General features: G+C 71.4%; 16 protein-coding genes. 5 read left to right on the top strand and 11 right to left on the bottom strand.

Going from position 1 to position 18,907, the window contains the following annotated elements:
* Window positions 1–95: 95 nt before the first annotated feature.
* The 5 genes from ACZ4XD_RS11155 to ACZ4XD_RS11135 form a co-directional block, all read right to left on the bottom strand.
* Window positions 96–746 (bottom strand): hypothetical protein, encoded by a 651-nt coding sequence (locus ACZ4XD_RS11155; RefSeq protein WP_398832794.1) that lies wholly within the window; start codon window positions 744–746, stop codon window positions 96–98.
* A gap of 66 nt (window positions 747–812) precedes the next feature.
* Window positions 813–1,514 carry a ribonuclease HII gene (locus tag ACZ4XD_RS11150; RefSeq protein WP_468040564.1) on the bottom strand — a complete coding sequence of 234 codons (702 nt, stop codon included), beginning with the start codon at window positions 1,512–1,514 and terminating at the stop codon, window positions 813–815.
* Between the two features lie 312 nt (window positions 1,515–1,826).
* Entirely contained in the window at window positions 1,827–2,738 is a 912-nt protein-coding gene (locus tag ACZ4XD_RS11145) for an ADP-ribosylglycohydrolase family protein (RefSeq protein WP_468040562.1), read from the bottom strand.
* 11 nt (window positions 2,739–2,749) lie between these two features.
* Entirely contained in the window at window positions 2,750–3,409 is a 660-nt protein-coding gene (locus ACZ4XD_RS11140) for a histidine phosphatase family protein (protein ID WP_468040559.1), read from the bottom strand.
* Window positions 3,410–3,714: 305 nt separating this feature from the next.
* Window positions 3,715–5,334: an ABC-F family ATP-binding cassette domain-containing protein gene (locus ACZ4XD_RS11135; protein WP_468040557.1), complete on the bottom strand. Its 1,620-nt coding sequence runs from the start codon at window positions 5,332–5,334 to the stop codon at window positions 3,715–3,717.
* A 98-nt stretch (window positions 5,335–5,432) separates the two neighbouring features.
* Between ACZ4XD_RS11135 and ACZ4XD_RS11130 the strand changes: the two genes are divergently transcribed.
* Complete coding sequence (locus tag ACZ4XD_RS11130) at window positions 5,433–6,149, top strand: TetR/AcrR family transcriptional regulator (protein WP_468040718.1); 717 nt, start codon at window positions 5,433–5,435, stop codon at window positions 6,147–6,149.
* A 12-nt stretch (window positions 6,150–6,161) separates the two neighbouring features.
* Here ACZ4XD_RS11130 and ACZ4XD_RS11125 read toward each other — a convergent pair whose 3' ends face one another.
* Both ACZ4XD_RS11125 and ACZ4XD_RS11120 read right to left on the bottom strand, forming a co-directional pair.
* Complete coding sequence (locus ACZ4XD_RS11125) at window positions 6,162–6,767, bottom strand: YdbC family protein (protein WP_042159834.1); 606 nt, start codon at window positions 6,765–6,767, stop codon at window positions 6,162–6,164.
* A gap of 69 nt (window positions 6,768–6,836) precedes the next feature.
* Window positions 6,837–8,249 (bottom strand): amidase, encoded by a 1,413-nt coding sequence (locus ACZ4XD_RS11120; RefSeq protein WP_468040555.1) that lies wholly within the window; start codon window positions 8,247–8,249, stop codon window positions 6,837–6,839.
* A 140-nt stretch (window positions 8,250–8,389) separates the two neighbouring features.
* Here ACZ4XD_RS11120 and ACZ4XD_RS11115 point away from each other — a divergent pair, with 140 nt between their 5' ends.
* Window positions 8,390–8,977 (top strand): TetR/AcrR family transcriptional regulator, encoded by a 588-nt coding sequence (locus tag ACZ4XD_RS11115; protein ID WP_468040553.1) that lies wholly within the window; start codon window positions 8,390–8,392, stop codon window positions 8,975–8,977.
* Window positions 8,978–9,180: 203 nt separating this feature from the next.
* Complete coding sequence (locus ACZ4XD_RS11110) at window positions 9,181–9,699, top strand: TerD family protein (protein ID WP_468040551.1); 519 nt, start codon at window positions 9,181–9,183, stop codon at window positions 9,697–9,699.
* Between the two features lie 94 nt (window positions 9,700–9,793).
* Here ACZ4XD_RS11110 and ACZ4XD_RS11105 read toward each other — a convergent pair whose 3' ends face one another.
* Complete coding sequence (locus ACZ4XD_RS11105) at window positions 9,794–10,357, bottom strand: CGNR zinc finger domain-containing protein (protein ID WP_468040548.1); 564 nt, start codon at window positions 10,355–10,357, stop codon at window positions 9,794–9,796.
* A 166-nt stretch (window positions 10,358–10,523) separates the two neighbouring features.
* Here ACZ4XD_RS11105 and ACZ4XD_RS11100 point away from each other — a divergent pair, with 166 nt between their 5' ends.
* The gene (locus ACZ4XD_RS11100) at window positions 10,524–11,729 is read left to right on the top strand and encodes an MFS transporter (protein ID WP_468040546.1); all 1,206 of its coding nucleotides are present in this window, start codon (window positions 10,524–10,526) and stop codon (window positions 11,727–11,729) included.
* 209 nt (window positions 11,730–11,938) lie between these two features.
* On the opposite strand, the gene ACZ4XD_RS11095 is transcribed toward ACZ4XD_RS11100, so the two are convergent.
* Both ACZ4XD_RS11095 and nrdR read right to left on the bottom strand, forming a co-directional pair.
* Entirely contained in the window at window positions 11,939–14,815 is a 2,877-nt protein-coding gene (locus ACZ4XD_RS11095) for a vitamin B12-dependent ribonucleotide reductase (protein ID WP_468040544.1), read from the bottom strand.
* Between the two features lie 124 nt (window positions 14,816–14,939).
* Entirely contained in the window at window positions 14,940–15,470 is a 531-nt protein-coding gene (gene nrdR, locus ACZ4XD_RS11090) for a transcriptional regulator NrdR (RefSeq protein ID WP_042159844.1), read from the bottom strand.
* Window positions 15,471–16,016: 546 nt separating this feature from the next.
* Here nrdR and lexA point away from each other — a divergent pair.
* On the top strand, window positions 16,017–16,814 hold the full coding sequence (gene lexA, locus ACZ4XD_RS11085) for a transcriptional repressor LexA (protein WP_042159846.1): 798 nt from the start codon (window positions 16,017–16,019) through the stop codon (window positions 16,812–16,814).
* A gap of 76 nt (window positions 16,815–16,890) precedes the next feature.
* Here the strand turns inward: lexA and ACZ4XD_RS11080 are convergent, their stop codons facing one another.
* Window positions 16,891–18,867, bottom strand: coding sequence for an ATP-dependent DNA helicase (locus tag ACZ4XD_RS11080; protein WP_468040541.1), 1,977 nt, complete (start codon window positions 18,865–18,867; stop codon window positions 16,891–16,893).
* Window positions 18,868–18,907 lie beyond the last annotated feature (40 nt).

Raw genomic sequence — 18,907 nt, 5'->3', positions numbered from 1 at the left:
CTCGGCAGGGGCCTACCGTCCGGGCCTCGACTGTCCGGTACGCAAGCGAGCCCGACGGCCTCCAGGGCCGACGGGCTGTTGCGAACCGGCAGCGGTCAGGCGGGAGCGCCGAGCACGGCGTTGATCCGCTGCGGGTCACCGCAGACGATCAGCAGCGTGCCGGCACGGGCCATCGCCGCGGGCAGCGCCCGCCCGGTGACCTCGTCCGAACCACCGTTGACGGCGACGACCACGACGGGCCGGCCCGTGGCACGCTCGGCCGTGGCGTCCGCGTAGAACACATCGTCCGCGGCGTCGTGTTGGGCCCAGTAGGACGCCTCACCGAAGGACCGTTCATGCACGGCCCACGGATGGGTTTCGCCGGTGGTCAGCACCAGGATTTCGCCCGGCGCACGCCCGGAGTCCAGCAGCAGGTCGACGGCCTCGTCGGCAGCGTCGACCGCGCCGTCGGCGGGGGCCGGGATCAGCTGGAGCTGCGCTCCCGCGGCAGTACCGGGCTTACCGGCAGGCGGCTGCGGGGAGTTGGTGCGCTGCGCCGGCGGAGCGGCGACAGGCCCACGCGGCGGGGCAGCAGGTCCGGGCTTGCCCGGACGGACACTGGACGCGGGCGCGCCACGCGGAGGCGCGGGGCGGGGACCGGGGCCAGGAACGGGGCGGGGGGTCGGCGCGGTACGGCCGGCGGCCGGAGTTGCGCGGGGACCCGGGACACTCTCGTGAATCTGAGGCTCCTCGGGGATGAGAGGCATAAAGGGATGTCTATCAAACGTAAGTGCGGAACATGTCATCGGGTACCGAATTCATGTCCGCACCGCTCAGAAGTCGAAGCCGAGTTGGCCACCGGCTTGCAGAGCGGCTGCTTCGGGGGTGATGCGCACCTTCTTCAGATGCCGCCACCGGGGCAGCGCGTCCATGTAGGACCACGACACTCGGTGGTGCGGCGTAGGACCGTACTCCTCCAGGGCGATGCGATGGGTCGGAGAGGGGTAGCCGGCGTTGGCCGCGAAGTCGAAGTCGGCGTAGGCCAGGCCCAGTTTGGCCATCATCGCGTCCCGCCGCACCTTGGCGATCACGGACGCGGCGGCAACCGCGATGCAGGACTGGTCGCCCTTGATGACCGTGCGGACGCGCCATGGCGCGCCCAGGTAGTTGTGCTTGCCGTCGAGGATGATCGCGTCCGGTCGGACCGGCAGCGCCTCCAGGGCGCGTACGGCCGCGAGCCGCAGGGCAGCGGTCATGCCCAGCTCGTCGATCTCCTCCGGCGAGGAGTGCCCCAGGGCATACGACGTGACCCACTCGCCGAGCACATCGCACAGTTCGGTGCGGCGCTTGGGAGTCAGCAGCTTGGAATCGGTGAGTCCGTCGGGCGGCCGGCGCAGACCGGTGATGGCTGCGCAGACGCTGACCGGACCGGCCCACGCTCCGCGTCCGACCTCGTCGATACCTGCAACGATCTTGGCGCCCGTCGTGGCGCGCAATGATCGCTCGACGGAATGTGTGGGGGGCTCGTACGGCATGGCGCCAGCAAGGTTACGCCTAATCGGCCCAGCCGTCCGCATCGGATCCGAACCTGGCGGCAAACGGTGTCGGCGCCCCCGCGACCGGGGCCGGGCGGTGCCGCTACCGGCGGGTACGCCGAAGCGGGCGCGGGCGGGCGGGCCCGGCTCCCGGACGCTGCCGTTCCGCTACCTCGCGCCTCTCCGTACGGAGGCGAACTCACCGTACGGCGCCGCCTGTTGGAAGCGCCGCAGGCGCGAAGGCAGCCGCGGATGGCCAGGCTGCGGGGGGCACGGAAGGGGCAAGGGGCGTGGCGCTAATACGGCGGTGAATCAGTCGGCGAGGGCGGGGGCCCACGACGGGAGGGGCTCGGTGCCGTCCAGCCATGCCGCGGGCGGGGCGCCGGCGGGGCCGGCTGCGGCGACGATGCCGCCGACGATGGCGCATGTGGTGTCCACGTCGCCGCCCGCCTGCACGGTGGTCCAGAACGCCCGCTCGTAGTTGCCGAGATGCTGGGCGGCGGCCCACAGGGCGAAGGGGACGGTGTCATGGGCGCTGGTGCGTCGTCCGCAGCCCAGGACGGCGGCGACGGTGCCGGAGTCTGCGTAGTCGAGCATGTCGCGGGCCCGGCGCAGCCCGGCCTGTACGGCGCTGCGGGGGATCAGCTCCAGTACCCCGTCGAGCAGCTGCTCGGGGCCGGTGCCACGGGTCGGGTCAGCCACCAGGGCGGCCGCGGCGGCGACGGCCATGGCGCCCACGACGGCCTCGCGGTGCTGGTGTGTGGTGTAGGCGGAGATCTCCGCCTGGTGGGTGGCCTGCTCGGGATCATCGGCGTACCAGGCGCCGAGGGGAGCGATACGCATCGCGGCGCCGTTGCCCCACGAGCCCTGGCCGTTGAAGAGCCCGGACGCCAGCTCGCGCCAGTCGCCGCCCTCGCGGATCAGCCGCAGCATGCGGTTGACGGCCGGACCGTAGCCGCGGTCAAAGTCATGGTGGTCGGCGAAGGAGCGGGCGAGGGCGTCCTGGTCGATCCGTCCGTGAGCGGTGAGGACGGCCAGGACGGAACAGGCCATCTCGGTGTCGTCGGTCCACTGCCAGGGGGCGGGAGGCGGCTCACGGCGCTTGAGGGAGGGGTAGTTCGCGGGGACGAAGAACTGAGATCCGAGGGCATCACCCACGGACAGTCCGCGCAGGCTCGCCAGAGCCCGCTCACAGCGGTCTGCGTCACGGTGGTCGAGGGTCATCGGTGTGCACTCTAACCGGTGGCCCCATAAGGAACGGGTTCACACCAGCGCTCGAAGGGCCGGTCGAGGGTGTAGCGGCCGTCCGGGCCGAGCAGCAGGGTGCGCCACTCCGCATTGCCGGGGTTGGACAGCGACTCGAAGTCCGCCACCGTCCAGTGGAACCAGCGCATACAGAACAGCCGCATGGTGAGCCCGTGCGTGACGATCAGGACGTTCGGCGGGTGCTGGGGGTCCTCGAAGCTGCGCCACAGGCTCTCCAGGAAAGCCCCGACCCGGTCGTAGACATCGGCTCCGGACTCGCCCTGGGCGAAGCGGTAGAAGAAGTGGCCGTAGGCGTCCCGGTAGGCCTTCTGCCGGCGGACGTCCTCGCGGTCCTGCCAGTTGCCCCAGTCCTGCTCGCGCAGCCGGGGTTCCTCGCGTACCCGGACCTTGGCGGGGTCGAGGCGGAGTTCGCGGAAGGTCTGGTGGGTGCGGCGATACGGCGAGACATAGGCGGAGATCCGCTCATCGCCGAACATCTCCCGCACCGCGCCGCCGGCCTCCGCCGCCTGCCGCAGCCCGGCCCCGGTGAGGGCGAGTGCGTGATCGGGTTCCCGCTCGTACACGGTGTCGTCGACATTCCCCTCCGACTCTCCGTGGCGGATGAGAACGATGCGTCGGGGCCGAGCCATGCCGCCAGCCTAAATCGGGTGGCTTGTGCATGTCGCACGCTGTCATGGTCGCGACCCGGTCGAGTGGCCGGCTGTCACCTTCCGGTCTCCTTACTGCACATTTCCCGAATCTCCCTACTGCACGTTTCCCGAACTGCGCGTTTCCCGAGCGAGGCGTGGTCCGGGCGTCGGGAGCCCGTCGCCAGGGGCGGGCGCCGCCGTTGGATGCCCGTTGCCCCGGGCCCGGCCGGCCTCGATGCCCGGAGGCAACGACTGCGCGGAGGCCACGCCGGACCATCGGGGCGCACCGGATCAAGGGGCGCCGGTCAGTGGGCGGCCAGGGCCGGGCGGCCCTCGCATATCTCGTAGGAGCGCCCGCCGAAGCGTCGCTGCAGCAGCCGGTCGTGGGAGACGACGGCCAGGGCGCCGGGCCATGCCGCCAGCGCGGCTTCGAGCTCTTCCACGAGGCCGAGCGCCAGGTGGTTGGTGGGTTCATCGAGCAGCAGCAGGTCGGCCGGGCGGGCCAGCAGTCGGGCCAGCGCGAGCCGGCGCCGCTGCCCGGCGGAGAGTGCCCCCACGGGGACATCGAGGTCGCGTTCGCGGAACAGGCCGAAGGACAGCAGCAGGGTGGCTTGCTCCGCCATGTCCCCGGCCAGTCCGCGGCGGAACGCCGAGAGCAGCGGTTCGGCGGGACGGGAGACTGGTATTTCCTGCGCGAGGTAGCCGGTGCGCCCTCGCCGCCGCACCGTGCCGCTGTCCGGTGTGGTGACCCCCGCCAGCACCCGGAGCAGCGTGGTCTTGCCGGCTCCGTTGGCGCCGTGGATCAACAGACGTTCACCGGCGGCGACGGTGAAGGAGTCCACCGCGAGCCGGTCCCCCACCCGCACTCCGTCGAGCCGGACGAGGGTGCCCTGGGCCTCGCCGATGTCCGGTGCGGCACGGAACCGGAGCGGGTCGGGCGGCCTGGGAACGGGATGCTCCCGGAGTCTGCGCAGCCGTTCCTGCGCGTTGCGCACCCGGCCGGCCACGGATGCCTGGACGCGGCCCTTGGCCCGGTCGTACGCCATCTTGTTGCCGTCCTTCATGGCCCGGCCCTGCGCGACGTTCCGCGCCGCGCCCCCGGCGAAGTCGGTGAGCTGCGCGATCCGTGCGCACCACTGGGCGTGGTCCTGCTCCCAGCGCCGGCGGGCGGCGTCCCTGGCCGCGAGGAAGGTGCCGTAACCGCCGCCGTAGCGGACCAGGGTCCGGCGGTCGGCGTCGACCTCGACGAGTGCGGTGGCGATGCGCTGAAGGAAGAGCCGGTCGTGCGAGACGGCAAGGATCGTGCCCCGGTGGGCGAGCAGGGCGCCTTCCAGCCAGTCCAGGGCGGTGGCGTCGAGATGGTTGGTGGGTTCGTCGAGCAGCATCACCTCGGGGGCCGCGGCGATCAGACAGGCGATCCCGAGCCGGGCCTGCTCACCCCCGGAGAGGCTGCCGAGCACTCGGTCGTGGCCCAGCTGTGCCAGGCCCAGGGCGTGCAGTGCCCGGTCGACGCGGGCGTCGGCTTCATAGCCGCCGCGCAGCTCGAAGAGGGTGAGCAGCTCGCCGTACTCCTCCAGCCCGCCGGGCGTGGCCCGGTCGAGCCCGCCCTCCAGGGAGCGGAGCCGGTGCTCCATGTCCCTGAGGTCCGCCAGGGCGGCGTCGATCGCGTCCTGGACGGTGCGGTCCGGCGGGAGGTCAGGGGTCTGGCCCAGGTAGCCGATGCCACCGTCGGCCCGGAGCACCACCTGGCCTTCATCGGGCCGCTCGGCACCTGCGACGATGCGGAGCAGTGTCGACTTCCCGGCACCGTTCTCCCCCACGATCCCGACGCGTTCGCCGGGGCGCACCGAGAAAGAGACGCCGTCGAGCAGCAGGTGGTCACCGTAGGACTTGGTGATGTCGTGCAAGGAAATCTGAGTGGTCACCCATCCCCCCGAGGTAAATGCAACCTTCGTCGCATTACGATGATGATGGCAGACGGAATCCACTAACGCAACTGGAGTAGCAATTGTCTGGCGAGACGATGCCCGACAGCGGCCGCGAGAGCGGCGGTTCCGCACCCTCCCCCGGCACCCGCCGCCCCGGCGGCCGCACCGCCCGCACCCGCGCCGCCGTCCGCGACGCCGTGCTCGCCGGCCTCACCGAGCACGGCTACCCCGGCCTGACCGTCGAATACGTCGCCGCCCACTCCGGCGTGCACAAGACGACGCTCTACCGGCGCTGGAAGGACGTCGAGGGCCTGGTGGCGGACGCTCTGGATCTTGCGGGCGAGGACAGCTGGATCCCGCCCGACACCGGGTCCCTGGAGGGCGATCTGCGCGCCCTCGCCCAGGAGGTCGTCGTGTCGTTCACCGACCCGGCGGTGGCCGCGTCGGGCTCGGCGATGATCGCCGCCGCCTTCCAGTCGGAGCGGGCGGCCGACGCCCTGCGCGCCTACTACACCGAGCGGTTCGCGCGCTGTGAGGCCCTCGTCGAACGCGCCGTGCGACGCGGAGAGTTGGCGGCGGCCCCGGACGCCGCTGCGGAAGCCGCCTCCGGCGCCACCCCGCACCGTGGCATCGACGCCGGAGCGCTCGTCCGCTCCGTCTCCGCGCCGCTGTTCTTCCGCCTGTTCATCACCCGGGAGCCGGTCGACGACACCGTCGCCGAGCAGGCCGTGGCGGCCACGCTGGCGGCCGCCCGCGCCGGGGCGTTCACGGTCGCCGGCCGGAAGGACCCCTCCCCCGGAGCGGCCCCTTGACCACGCCGCCCGTCACACCGTCCACGACGGTTCGAGCTGCACCACGTCCCCCGCGATGGCCCGGACATCCGCGGCTATCTGGGCACGCAGCGCCAGCCGCTCCACCCGCTCGGGCCGGTACTTCCCCCGCTCGGCCGCCGACTGCCACATCGACAGCACCAGGAACTCCTCGCCCGGAGCCCGCCCCAGCATCCCTCGCAGCATGCCCGGTGAACCCGCCATCGCCGGGTTCCAGACCTTCTCCTGCATCAGCATGAAGTGATCCACCCGGTCCTGGCGCACCTGGCAGTGCGCCAGCCGCAGCACGTCCACATCGCCGAACGACGGGCGGAAGCCCACCTTCACATCAAACTCGTGCTCGAACAGCCGGACTTGGGCGTCCTTGTACGTGCCGACCTGGGAGGCCGCCAGCCGGTCGTGGGAGCGCGCCATGAAGGAGTCGTAGAACGCCCGGCTCTCCCAGAAGGCGACCAGATGCGCGACGCCCGGCCGCCCCCGGCTCCACCCCCCGCCCTGCCCCCGGAACCCCGGCTCACCCAGCAGCCCCGCCCATTTCCGCTGCCCCCGCTCGAACCCTCGACGGTCCACAACGGTGAGGCGAATCCACTTGACCAGCACCGCGCCATCGTACGACCCAAGGACGGACCGGGATCACTGCGCGTCACATTCACACCACCCCGAACTTCCTTACGGGCGCGGATCGATGGGCGTGCGGACACCGAGCCGCCGCTCCACCGCCTCGGCCGCCGCCAGGCACAGGTCCTCCCGGTAGGAGCGCCCGATCAGTTGCACTCCGTACGGGAGCCCGTCCGCCACCCCGGTGGGGACGGCCACCGCGGGCACCCCGACGAAGCTGGTCGCGGTACACAGCCGCATCGCGTGCTGCACCCGCCGATAGCTCTCCTCGTCCCGTATCTCCTCCCCCGGAGCGAACGGCGGGTCGGTGAACACCGGCCCCAGGACCAGCGGATACTCGTCCAGAAAGGCCGCCCAGTCCCGCTGGATGCCCAACCGCACCCCGGTCAGCCGCAGATACTCCGGCAGCTCCACGGGGGCCGACCTCGCCATCCCCCACTCGACATAGCGATGGCCGCCCTCCCCGAGCAGCGGCTTGACGACCGGCCAGGTGGTGGCGAACTCCGTCAGCGTCATCCGGGCGTAGGCGTCGAGGGCGTCGTCCAGCCGCGGCACGTCGGCCACTTCGCGCACCTCGTACCCCGCGTCCCGCAGCGCGTCCGCCGCGCTCTCCACGGCCCGGCGCACCGCGGGATCCACCCCGCCACCTCCGGGATCCGCCACCATCGCCACCGTGAGGGGACGCCCCGGCGGCGGCCCGTAGGGCGGCACCGGCACGGCCCGTGGGTCCCGCGGATCGGCCCCGGCCAACACCTCGTACGCGAGCCGCAGATCATCGACCGTACGGGCCAGCGGGCCGTCGACCACGAGGAACTGGGCGGCGAGAGAGGGGTCGTCCGGGCCGATGCGGTGATCGGCGGCGAACCGCCCGTAGGTCGGCTTCAGCCCCGCGACGCCACAGAAGGACGCGGGAATGCGCACCGAACCCCCGGAATCGTTGCCGAGTCCGAGCGGGGCCATGCCGCTCGCCACGGCCGCGCCGTCGCCGCCACTGCTGCCGCCCGGAGTGACCGCGGCACTCCAGGGGTTCACGGTGTCCCCGAACAGCTCACTGCGGGTATGGATGCCGGCCAGGATGAGCGTCGGCATGTTGCTGTGCCCTATGGGGATACCGCCCGCCGCGCGCAGACGCGCCACCGGGGGCGCATCGGAGTGCGCGACGAAGTCACGGAAGCGCTCCGCGCCGTAGGTCGTCGGCACCCCCTCAATGGCCGTGGTCTCTTTGACCGTGAACGGCACACCGGCCAGCGGCCCCAGCTCCGCACCCGCCGCCCGCCCACGGTCGACCTCCGCCGCCTCACCCCGCGCCCGTTCGGCGAGCAGCTGGGTGACGGCATTGACGGCCGGGTTGACCTCGGCGATCCGCTCCAGGTGCGCCCCGACCAGCTCCACCGCCGACACCTCACCGGTACGTACCGCCGCCGCCTGGGCGCGAGCCGTCCTCTTCCACAGCGCGTCGCGCATGCCCTCCCCTTCCCATGGCCTCAGCAGGCCTTCCCTGGGCCGCCAGGACCTTCACCCACGTTCCGATGCACTCGCATCGGTTCGGCGCATCGTAACCTTGCTGCCGATACATGCGCATCGAATAACCGGGAGTACGGGGCATGCCCAAGCAGGTCGACCACGAGAGCCGGCGCCGCCAGATCGCCGAGGCGGTGTGCCAACTCGCCGACGAGAGCGGCCTGGAGGGCGTCACGCTCCGCGACGTGGCGGCCCGCGCAGAGGTCTCCATGGGTGCCGTGCAGCGCTGCTTCCGGACCAAGGAGGACATGCTGGTTTTCGCGCTCGGCCACATCGGCGAACGGATCACCGCCCGGGTCTCGGCCCGGCTCGCCGCCTCGCCCGCCCAGTCGGCCCGCACGGCGCTGGGGCACGCCACGACGGAGGTGTCACTCCTCCGGGAGGAACATCGCGCCGAGGCACGGGTCTGGCTGGCCTTCGTGGCGCAGGCCGCCGTCAGTCCGTCCCTGGCCGGAACTCTTCGCACCAACTACGCCGGTCTGCAGACGGTGTTCGCACGACTGATCGCCGAAGCCTCCGATACCCCCGACCCGGACCGCGCGGCCCGCACCCTCCTCGCCCTGGCGGACGGCCTCACCACCCATGTCCTGATCGGCCATCTGTCCCCCGCCGAGGCGCTGGACGTACTGGACGGCCAGCTCAACCGCCTCTGGGGCGAGCGGACACGCTGAGCCGCATCCGGCGCCCCCTTGCCCCGACGGCACTTTCCAGCCAGCTGCGCCTGACACAAACCAGGTGTGACCAAGGGCAGTTCACCACGCCCGCGGGCCGTGCGGCGTGGCACGATGGACAGCCAACGGGAAGCCCTGGGGAGCCGTCCGCCTGCCCGCGCAGGCCGCGTCACACCCCCGGGAGATGACGGGAGGGAAGTCCGGTGAGCACGCTCAGCAAAGGGATCGAGAAGGTCGAGGTAACGCTCAAGTGGGACCCGAGCCCCCTCGGGACGCCGGACAATGATCTCGACATCGTCGCGGCCACCTATACGGCCGACGCGCCGCATGAGCCCGCCTATCTGGTGCACTTCGACAGCCGGTCGCCGGACGGGACCATCACCCTCAACCGGGACAGCAGGACCGGCCAGGGGTTCGGCTTCGACGAGATCATGACGCTGGAGCTGGACCGGCTGGCCGAGACCTACACCCGGGTGATCGTGGGGGTGGCCATCCAGCAGGGCGAGGGCCGCAAGGTCTTCGGCGATATCGCGAACACCGCGGTACGGATCCGCGAGGGCTACACCGATCTGACGGAGCACGATTTCACCGAGGTCGCGGGGGCGACCGCCGCGATCGTCGCCGAATTCACCCGGGACGAGGGCGGGCAGTGGCGCTTCCGCTCGGCTCTCCGGGGATTCGACACCGACCCCAACGCGTTCACCTCGGAAATGGGCCGCTGACGGGCGAACGGCGCGCGGGCGGCGCCGAGACCGAGGGCAGCAAGGAGGGGGAGGTGGCCATGTGCCGCCTCCCCCGTTGCCATGCCCCGCGCCGTCAGTCGGACGCCCGTTTGCGGCGGCGGTGCGCCGCCACCCGTTCCCGCGCGGCACAGGCCGTCGAGCAGTAACGGCGGGCGCTCCCGGGGCCGGTGCCCAGATAGAGCGTGCCGCATCGGGCGGACGCGCACTCCCCCCAGGGGACACGGCCGTATTCGCTGAGAATCTGGGCCAGCGCCAGGGCACCGGACGCCAGGAACCAGTCCGCCCAGTTGGCGTCGTCACCGCGGTCGACATGGAGATGCCAGGCGTGCCCGCCGTGCCGTGACAGGTGCGGACGGGCGCCGCATTCCGCCAGCAGCGCATTGATGGCGTGGGCGGCCAGGTCGGTATCCGACTCGGTCAGGAGCCCGGCCAGCCGGGCGGCGGCCGCCCGCAGGCGCACCGCGTCGTCCGGCGAGAACGCCTGCTCGGTGAGGTCTTCCGGGCTCTCCCCATGACGCGCGAGCAGCTCTGCCAGCGCGTCCCTCGGAAGATCGGGGTCCGCACGCACCGCGTTCGCCAGCTCGATCAGCCGCTCGGCGGGCCGAAAACCGCGCCGCGGCAGCGCCTCGTCCTTCATGGCCAGCCTCTCTTCGCGCCCCGTGGCCCATGGGCAATACGCCCCGCCTCAGAGTAACGTCTTATCGAGGTAAGCCGTTACCTCTCCGTCCGTCCTCCTGGAGATGCGTATGCCGCGACGCCCGGCCATATCGGGGGCACGCTCAGGATTACCGCTCTATCTGGCCATGGCCTTCCTTGCCCGCCTGGCGGAGGAGGGCACGGCCGTGGCGGTGGTGCTGCTGGCGCTACAGCGCTCCGGGAGCGCGGGGCAGGGCGCGTTCGTCCTCACCGCCTGGATGGCGCCGCATGTGATCGCCGCGCCCCTGGTCGGCGCCCTCGTCTCCCGTATGCGGCGCCCCCGGCTCTGTTACGTCGGTGCCCTGGGCGGCTTCGCCTGCGCCATCGCGGGGCTGGCGACGAGTGTGGGGCGGGCTCCCACACCGGTGACCCTCGCCGTCGCCCTGGCCGGCGGCAGTTTCGGGCCGGTGGTTTCCGGCGGACTGTCCAGCCTGCTCACCGGGTTGCTGCCGGCCGGCGGACCGCGTGATCGTGCCTACGCGCTGGATGCGGCGGTCTACAACGCCGCGTCGGTGGCAGGCCCCGCCGTGGCCGGCCTCGCGGCCGCGGTGGCGTCGCCCGGCGCGGCGATGCTGCTGCTCGCCGCGGCGGCGGCCGCCGCCGCGGCACTGGCCACCGGACTGCCGTACGGACGCATGCAACCGGCCGCAGCGGGCCACGCACCCGCCGGCACGCTGCGCGCCGATCTCACCGCGGGCCTGGTGGCCGTCTGGCGCATCCGCGCGCTGCGCGCCCTCACCGCGGGCACCTGTCTGGCTTTCGTCGGCGTGGGCGGTCTGACCACCACTACGGTGCTGCTCGCCGGCCACCCGGGGCACCCCGGCGCGGGCGGCCTCCTGATGACCGCGTTCGCGCTCGGCGCGCTCGCCGGTTCGCTGGCCGTGGCCCGATGGCGACCGCCGCTGTCCGATCCGCGCCTCGCCACCCTCGCCCTGTGCGGCACCGGTGTCGCGCTGGGCGCCGCCGCACTCCCGGTGTCGCCGACGGCCACCGCGGCCCTGTTCGTCCTCGCCGGGCTGTGTGACGGTCCGCTGCTCACCGCCACCCTGCGCCTGCGGGCCGCGCACGCCCCGCCGCCGGTCCGTGCGCAGGTCTTCACCCTGGGGGCGGGCCTCAAGATCACGGCGGCGGCCTGCGGAGCCACCCTCGTCGGTACGGCCGCCGCACTTCCGCCGCCCCTGTTGCTGCTCGGGATCGCCGCCGTCCACCTTGCGGCCGCGCTTCTCTACACCGTTGTCCGTCCCCGGGAGCGGGGCACCGGCGGCGCGGCATGCCCACCGGCCCCGCTGCCGGACGCCCGGGCCCTCCCGTAAGCGGCCCCCACCGCGGAACAGCCCCCCAAATCCCCGGGCCCTCCGTCGACGAACGGCGGCCTCACACAGGCCGCCCGCTCAGGCCACACCCACGCCTCGCAAAACACCGAAGAGGGCGCCGACCAATGGTCGACACCCTCTCTCAGGTGCGGTGCGGCGCCCTCAGCGGCAGTAGCTCACGGCCGCGTCGGACGCCGTTCCGTGCGTGCTCAGCTGCAACCGCTGGTCGATCCGCAGCCCTCGCACAGGTAGCAGCTGCCGGCCCGCTGCATCTTCGTCCCGCAGGAGAAGCACAGGGGAGCGTCGGCGTTGATGCCCAGCTGCATCTCGACGAGTTCGGCGTTGGTGTGCGCCTGCTTGGGGGCCGGGGCGGCGGCCTCCTCGACGATCTTCGTCGCCGGGGTGGACTCCTTCGCCGACTCCGTCTGGCGGGGCGCCGACTGGGCCAGGCCCTCGACGTCGACCTCGTCGTCGGACGGCTCGTACGAACCGGTCTCCAGGTGGCGCTGGCGCTCCTCGACGGAGTGGATGCCGAGCGCCGAGCGGGTCTCGAACGGCAGGAAGTCCAGCGCCAGGCGGCGGAAGATGTAGTCGACGATCGACTGCGCCATCCGCACGTCCGGGTCGTCCGTCATGCCGGCCGGCTCGAAGCGCATGTTGGTGAACTTCGAGACGTAGGTCTCCAGCGGCACGCCGTACTGGAGGCCCACCGACACCGCGATGGAGAAGGCGTCCATCATGCCCGCGAGGGTCGAGCCCTGCTTGGACATCTTCAGGAAGACCTCACCGAGACCGTCGTCCGGGTAGGAGTTGGCGGTCATGTAGCCCTCGGCGCCGCCGACCGTGAAGGAGGTGGTGATGCCGGGACGGCCCTTGGGGAGGCGGTTGCGGACCGGGCGGTACTCGACGACCTTCTTCTCGGCGACCGGCTCGGCCTTCTTCTCCTCCTCCTTCTTCTTGGCGGAGAGCGGCTGGCCGACCTTGCAGTTGTCGCGGTAGATCGCCAGCGCCTTCAGGCCGAGCTTCCAGCCCTGGAAGTAGACGTCCTCGATCTCCTCGACGGTGGCCGACTCGGGGACGTTGACCGTCTTGGAGATCGCACCGGAGAGGAAGGGCTGCGCGGCCGCCATCATGCGCACATGGCCCATGGCGGAGATCGAGCGCGCGCCCATGGCGCAGTCGAAGACCTCGTAGTGCTCGGCCTTCAGGGCCGGGGCGTCGATGACATTGCCGTGGTCGGCGATGTGGGCGACGATCGCCTCGACCTGCTCGGGCTGGTAGCCGAGCCGCTTGAGCGCCTTGGGGACCGTGTTGTTCACGATCTGCATGGAGCCGCCGCCGACCAGCTTCTTGAACTTGACCAGCGCCAGGTCCGGCTCGACGCCCGTGGTGTCGCAGTCCATCATCAGGCCGATGGTGCCGGTCGGCGCGAGCACCGACGCCTGGGCGTTGCGGAAGCCGTTCTTCTCGCCGAGCCGCAGCACGTCCTGCCAGGCCTCGGTCGCCGCGGCCCACACCGGGGTGTCCAGGTCGTCCATGCGCACGGCGCTGCCGTTGGCGTCCGAGTGCTGCTTCATGACGCGCTTGTGGGCGTCGGCGTTACGGGCGTAGCCGTCGTACGGGCCGACGACCGCGGCCAGTTCGGCCGAGCGGCGGTAGGAGGTGCCCGTCATCAGGGAGGTGATGGCACCGGCCAGCGCGCGGCCGCCGTCCGAGTCGTAGGCGTGGCCGGTGGCCATCAGCAGGGCGCCGAGGTTGGCGTAGCCGATGCCCAGCTGGCGGTAGGCGCGGGTGGTCTCGCCGATCTTCTGGGTCGGGAAGTCGGCGAAGCAGATGGAGATGTCCATCGCGGTGATGACCAGCTCGACGACCTTGGCGAAGCGCTCGGCGTCGAAGGACTGGTTGCCCAGGTCGTCGTCGCGCAGGAACTTCAGGAGGTTGAGCGAGGCGAGGTTGCACGAGGAGTTGTCCAGGTGCATGTACTCGCTGCACGGGTTGGACGCGGTGATCCGGCCCGACTCCGGCGAGGTGTGCCAGTGGTTGATGGTGTCGTCGTACTGGATGCCGGGGTCGGCGCAGGCCCAGGCGGCCTCCGCCATCTTGCGGAAGAGCCCCTTGGCGTCGATCTCCTCGATGACCTCACCGGTCATCCGGCCGCGCAGCCCGAACTTCGAGCCGGTCTCGACGGCCTTCATGAACTCGTCGTTCACCCGGACCGAGTTGTTGGCGTTCTGGTACTGGACGGAGGTGATGTCCTCGCCGCCCAGGTCCATGTCGAAGCCCGCGTCGCGCAGCGCGCGGACCTTCTCCTCCTCCTTCACCTTGGTCTCGATGAAGGCCTCGACGTCCGGGTGGTCCACGTCCAGGACGACCATCTTGGCCGCACGGCGGGTGGCGCCGCCCGACTTGATCGTTCCGGCCGACGCGTCGGCGCCGCGCATGAAGGAGACCGGGCCGGAGGCGTTGCCACCGGAGGAGAGCAGCTCCTTGGAGGAGCGGATACGGGAGAGGTTCAGACCGGCACCGGAGCCGCCCTTGAAGATCATCCCCTCTTCCTTGTACCAGTCGAGGATCGACTCCATGGAGTCGTCGACGGAGAGGATGAAGCAGGCACTGACCTGCTGCGGCTGCTGGGTGCCGACGTTGAACCACACCGGCGAGTTGAAGCTGAAGACCTGGTGGAGCAGGGCGTACGCCAGCTCGTGCTCGAAGATCTCGGCGTCCGCCGGGGAGGCGAAGTAACCGTTCTCCTCGCCGCTCTTCCGGTACGTCTTGACCACTCGGTCGATGAGCTGCTTGAGGCTGGACTCACGGGTCGGGGAACCCACCGCGCCACGGAAGTACTTGCTCGTGACGATGTTGACCGCGTTCACCGACCAGAAGTCGGGGAACTCGACGCCACGCTGCTCGAAGTTCACCGAGCCGTCGCGCCAGTTGGTCATGACGACGTCACGAGACGCCCACTCCACCTCGTCGTACGGATGCACGCCGGGTGTGGTGTGGATGCGCTCGATACGCAGACCCTTGCTCGCCTTGCTGCCCTTGGCGCGGGAGCCTCGTGCCGGGCCGCTCGTCGTCTCTGTCATTCCGCCTCCCTGTATACGGGCAAACGCCCATATGTGCGCACGCATTCCGTGGCACGGTGTATGTCTTTCTGCCACCGGGACGCCCTGCTCTCGCCCCGGTACAGGTCCTGGATGCGCGCCGAGCTCAGTCGGCGGCGGTGGCGGGCACGGGGACGGCCGGGCCGCCGGCCTCCCCCTCGGTCCCGCATTCCTGCCCGGGCGGCCCCTGCTCGCGCTGCTCCCGCAGCTCGGCGATGGCCGCCTCGAAGTCCTCGAGCGAGTCGAAGGCCCGGTAAACGGAGGCGAAGCGCAGGTACGCGACCAGGTCGAGTTCCTGCAACGGCCCCAGTATGGCGAGCCCGACGTCATGGGTGGACAGCTCGGCACTGCCGGTGGCGCGCACCGCCTCCTCGACCCGCTGGCCGAGCTTGGCGAGGGCGTCCTCGGTGACCGGCCGGCCCTGGCACGCCTTGCGCACTCCCGCGATGACCTTGTTGCGGCTGAAGGGCTCGGTGACCCCGCTCCGCTTGATCACCATCAGTGACGCCGTCTCGATGGTCGTGAAACGGCGGGAGCAGTCGGGGCACTGGCGGCGCCGGCGGATCGCCGTCCCGTCATCGGTGGTGCGACTGTCGACGACCCGGCTGTCCGGGTGCCTACAGAAGGGGCAGTGCATGGCTCCACCCTCCTCACCCTGTGATATACGGACGTACGTACGCCGACGGGCCCCGCGTACGGCGACAGACCTCTGACCGGTCCGTACGGGCCCTTCGGAGCAGTCACCAGCATAGGCGATTCCCGACCCCCTGAGGGACCAGGCACCACAACTTCTGGGTGACCGAACGCATCTAACCACTAGATGTGGTGTCGGGCCGCTTACATCTGCCTACCGCGTGTCGCGGTGGAGGCGGGCCGTGCGGTCGCCCATGAGAGTACGGGAAGCCACCCGGCCGGCGGTGCGGCGGGGCCGGGATGACAGAATCGACCGGGCCGGGACGGCCGGCCACCGAGACCTTCACGGGCGACGGTCCGGCCCGCCGCCCGGCCGGAAAACCCGGCGCACGCAGTCCCCTGCGGGCCCGGAATGCCACTCGGCCATACACCCAGCCACTCGATCCGGGTAGGCAATAGCCGAATATTTCACTCGAACGTGTGTTTGGCGCAACCTTTCGAAAGCAACTACCGTTGGCTAACTAGGGAGAACATTTCGAGAGGGGCCGACGTGACCACCACCGCAGACAGCGCGACCATCACCGCACAAAGCCACTCCCAGAGCCGGTTCGAGCACCCGCAGAAGGCACAGCGGCCGATGGACGACGCCACGTTGGACTCCGAAGAGCAGAAGCCCCCCCGCGCCCTGCCCGGCCGTCCCCCAGGGATCCGCGCCGACAGCTCGGGCCTCACCGACCGCCAGCGCCGGGTGATCGAGGTGATCCGGGATTCCGTGCAGCGGCGTGGCTACCCGCCGTCCATGCGCGAGATCGGCCAGGCCGTCGGGCTGTCCAGCACCTCGTCCGTCGCCCATCAGCTCATGGCGCTCGAACGCAAGGGCTTCCTGCGGCGCGACCCGCACCGCCCCCGGGCGTACGAGGTCCGCGGCTCGGACCAGACCAGCACCGCCGCGACGGAGACCGCGGGCAAGCCCGCCGCGTCCTATGTCCCGCTGGTCGGCCGGATCGCCGCCGGCGGCCCGATCCTCGCGGAGGAGTCGGTCGAGGACGTCTTCCCGCTCCCCCGCCAGCTCGTCGGCGACGGCGAACTGTTCGTGCTGAAGGTCGTCGGCGACTCCATGATCGAGGCCGCCATCTGCGACGGCGACTGGGTCACGGTCCGCCGCCAGCCGGTCGCGGAGAACGGTGACATCGTCGCCGCGATGCTGGACGGCGAAGCCACCGTCAAGCGCTTCAAGCGCGAGGACGGCCATGTGTGGCTGCTGCCGCACAACTCCGCGTACCAGCCGATCCCCGGCGACGAGGCGACCATCCTCGGCAAGGTGGTGGCGGTACTGCGCCGCGTCTGACCCACCCCTCACGACCGAGCCCCGGAACCACTGCGCCGGTTCCGGGGCTCTGTTTGTGCGCCTGAGCCGGCGCCGCCTAGGCGTCGGTGCCTGCGGCCTTCGCCGCTGCGTCGATGGCGGCCAAGGAGCGGCGGACCTGGTTGCGGTCGGTGGTGTACCAGAACTCGGGCATCGACTTGCGGAGGAAGGAGCCGTAGCGAGCCCGCTCCACCCGGGGGTCGAGGACGGCGACCACCCCGCGGTCGCCGGTGGCGCGGACCAGACGGCCGGCGCCCTGGGCCATCAGCAGCGCCGCATGGGTCGCCGCGACCGCCATGAAGCCATTGCCGCCGGCCTCCTCCACGGCCTTCTGCCGCGCGCTCATCAGCGGGTCGTCCGGACGCGGGAACGGCACCCGGTCCATCACCACCAGCTGGCAGTTCGCGCCCGGCACATCGACGCCCTGCCAGAGGGACAGCGTGCCGAACAGGCAGGTACGGGCGTCCTCGGCGAAGGCGCGGATCAGCTCGCCGAGGGTCTCCTCGCCCTGGAGGAGGATCGGCAGATCCAGCCGGCCGCGCAGCTCCTCCGCGGCGGCCTGGGCGGCGCGCATGGAGGAGAAGAGGCCGAGGGTGCGGCCACCCGCCGCCTCGATCAGCTCGGTGAGCTCATCGAGCATGTCCGTACGGCTGCCCTCCCGGCCCGGCTGGGCCAGATGCTTGGCGACGTACAGGATGCCCTGCTTCGCGTAGTCGAAGGGCGAGCCGACATCGAGGCCCTTCCAGGGCGGGACGTCCTCGCCCTCCGTGCCCTCGGGGGCCAGCCCCAGGGAGGCGGCGACCCCGTTGAAGTCGCCGCCCAGCTTGAGGGTGGCGGAGGTGAGGGTCACCGAGCGGTCGTCGAAGAGCTTCTCGCGCAGCAGGCCCGAGACGGACAGCGGCGCCACCCGGAGGGACGCGCCGAAGCGGTCATGGCGCTCGTACCAGACCACGTCGTACTCGGAGCCGTTCGCGATGCGCTCGGCGACGGCATGGACGTTCTCCAGCGAGGCCAGGGCCTGCTTGCGGACGGCGTCCTCGTCCTGGACCGACTTGTCGCGGGTCGAGCCGAGCGCCGAGATGACCGTACGGGCCGCGTCCCGCAGCGCCATCAGGCAGTAGCCGAGGTCCTCGGGGATCTCCTCCAGGCGGCCGGGCAGGGCCAGCTCCATGAGGCGCTCGAAGGTCTCCGATGCCGTCTGGAGCTGGTCCGCGGCCTTCTCGTTGACGAGCTTGGCGGCCCGGCGGACGGCGCGGTTGACCTGGCCGGGGGTGAGCTCGCCGGTGGCGACACCGGTGACCCGGGAGACCAGCTCATGGGCCTCGTCGATGATCAGCACCTCGTGCTGCGGGAGGACCGGGGCACCCTCGATCGCGTCGATGGCGAGCAGCGCGTGGTTGGTGACGACCACGTCGGCGAGCTTGGCGCGCTCCCTGGCGGCCTCGGCGAAGCACTCCGCCCCGTACGCGCACTTCGAGGCGCCCAGGCACTCCCGGGAGGAGACCGAGACCTGGCCCCAGGCACGGTCGGAGACCCCGGGGGTCAGCGCGTCGCGGTCGCCGGTCTCGGTCTCGTCCGCCCAGTCGCGCAGCCGCAGCAGGTCCTTGCCGAGCTTGCTGGTCGGCGTGGCCTGCTCGAACACGTCGAAGAGGCCGTCCTCCTCTTCCTGCGGGACGCCCTCATGGAGGCGGTGCAGACACAGGTAGTTCGAGCGGCCCTTGAGCATGGCGAACTCCGGGCGGCGGCGCAGCAGCGGATGCAGGGCCTCGACCGTCCGCGGCAGATCGCGCTCCACGAGCTGGCGCTGGAGCGCCAGGGTGGCCGTGGCGACCACGACTCTCTCGCCATGGGCGAGCGCCGGGACCAGATAGCCGAGGGACTTGCCGGTGCCGGTGCCGGCCTGCACCAGCAGATGGGCCTGTTCGTCCACGGCCTCGGCGACGGCCTCGGCCATCGCCACCTGGCCGGGGCGCTCGGTGCCGCCGACGGCGGTGACGGCGGCATGGAGCAGATCGGGGAGGGAGGGCTTTGTCATAGCGCTGCAAGCCTACGCGGGACCACTGACAGCCGGGTCC

Source organism: Streptomyces sp. NPDC029466 (genome assembly GCF_055574515.1).
This window is presented reverse-complemented; position numbering and strand designations above follow the sequence as displayed.